The sequence below is a fragment of the Kitasatospora sp. NPDC007106 genome, assembly GCF_040634455.1.
In the GTDB taxonomy this organism is placed as follows: domain Bacteria; phylum Actinomycetota; class Actinomycetes; order Streptomycetales; family Streptomycetaceae; genus Kitasatospora; species Kitasatospora arboriphila.
In genome coordinates, this window is the sequence record NZ_JBEYFP010001176.1 from 1 (window position 1) to 1521 (window position 1521).

The 1521-nt window shown below is 75.9% G+C and carries 2 protein-coding genes; both read left to right on the top strand.

What is annotated here, in order from left to right; all coding sequences use genetic code 11:
- The first annotated feature begins 141 nt into the window (after positions 1 to 141).
- Complete coding sequence (locus tag ABZ641_RS36895; protein WP_344623337.1) at positions 142 to 1239, top strand: TauD/TfdA family dioxygenase; 1098 nt, start codon at positions 142 to 144, stop codon at positions 1237 to 1239.
- Positions 1236 to 1521 (top strand): AMP-binding protein (locus ABZ641_RS36900; RefSeq protein ID WP_359988935.1); only part of this gene is annotated, 286 nt, incomplete at its 3' end. The genes ABZ641_RS36895 and ABZ641_RS36900, both read left to right, overlap by 4 nt.

Here is a 1521-nt window from a genome sequence, read left to right on the forward strand (position 1 = left end):
TGTCCCCAAGTGGTAAGCCAACTGTCACGTGAAGTCAAGCAGTGCGACGGGCGGACTCCTAGCGTTGCACCACCGCCGAGCAGGTCGGCAGCCCGGCCCCTGGCGGCGGACGGCCGCCCGGCGGGGGAAGGAGCCCACGGAATGCTGCAGGAGCACCTCACCGGACCGGCCGCCTGGCACGGCCCCGACCTGGCGGGCCGCGACACGTGGACCGTCCGGCTGTCACCGGCGCACCTCGCCGAGCTGGACGCCGCACTGCACACCGCACGCAGCCGCGGAACCACCCTGCTGAGGTCGACCGCGGCGGACTTCCCGCTGCCGACCCTCGCCGCCGAACTGGACGGCATCGCCGAGGAGTTGGAGAACGGCCGGGGATTCGTCCTGGTGAAGGGCCTGCCGGTCGACCGGTGCGGCGCGGGCGCGGCGGCCAACGTCCTCTGGGGGATCGGCCGGCACCTCGGCGCCCCGGTCTCCCAGAACGCCGCCGGCCACCTGCTCGGCCACGTTCGCGACACCGGCCGGACGCTGGCCGACCCCGCGACCCGCGGCTACCAGACCCGCAACGCCCTCGGGTTCCACACCGACGGCTCCGACGTCCTCGCCCTGCTCTGCCTGCGCCCGGCCGCCGCGGGCGGACGGATCGGCCTGGCCAGCTCCGCCGCCGTCCACAACGCCGTCCTGGCGCACCGCCCCGACCTGGCGCGCCGCCTCTACCGCCGGTACGCCGTGGACCGCAGGGAGGAGCACGGCCCGGGCGAGCGCCCCTACGACACTGTGCCCCTCGCCTGCTGGCACGCCGGCCGGCTCAGCCTGCGCTACCACCGGTGCCACCTGGAGTCCGCACAGCGGTTCCCCGACGCGCCGCGGCTGGAGCCGGCCGACACCGAACTGTTCGACCTGATCGACGGGGCGGCCTCCTCCCCGGCGGCCCGCCTCGACCTCGACCTGGAGGCCGGCGACCTGCTCCTGGTCAACAACCTCGCCGTCCTGCACTCCCGCTCCGCCTACCGGGACGGCCCCGGACACCGCCGCCACCTGCTGCGGCTCTGGCTCGCCCTGCGCCGGGGCCGGCCGCTGCCGCCCGCCCTGTGGACGGACCCGCACCGGGCCGACACCGCCCCCGGCCGCGGCGGCGTCCCACCCCGCGACGTGATCGCCCCGCAGCACCGGGCGGACCGCACGGTCCGCCTCCCGTACCGGAGCCACCACCGGCTCGCCCCGAAGGAGACCACGCCATGACCAACCTCGCCTCGCTCCTGGTGTCCTCGGCCCGGGAGCACGGGGAACGGACCGCCGTCCGGCAGGACGGGACCGTCCTGAGCTACACCCGGCTGGAGGACGCCAGCGCCCGGCTGGCCGCACTGCTGCACGCGGACGGCGTCCGGCCCGGCGACCGGGTGGCCCTGGTCCTGCCCAACGTCGCGCTCTTCCCCGTCGCCTACTACGCCGTGCTGCGCGCCGGCGCCGTCGTGGTGCCGATGAACCCGCTGCTGAAGGCCCGTGAGATGGCCTTCGTCCTGC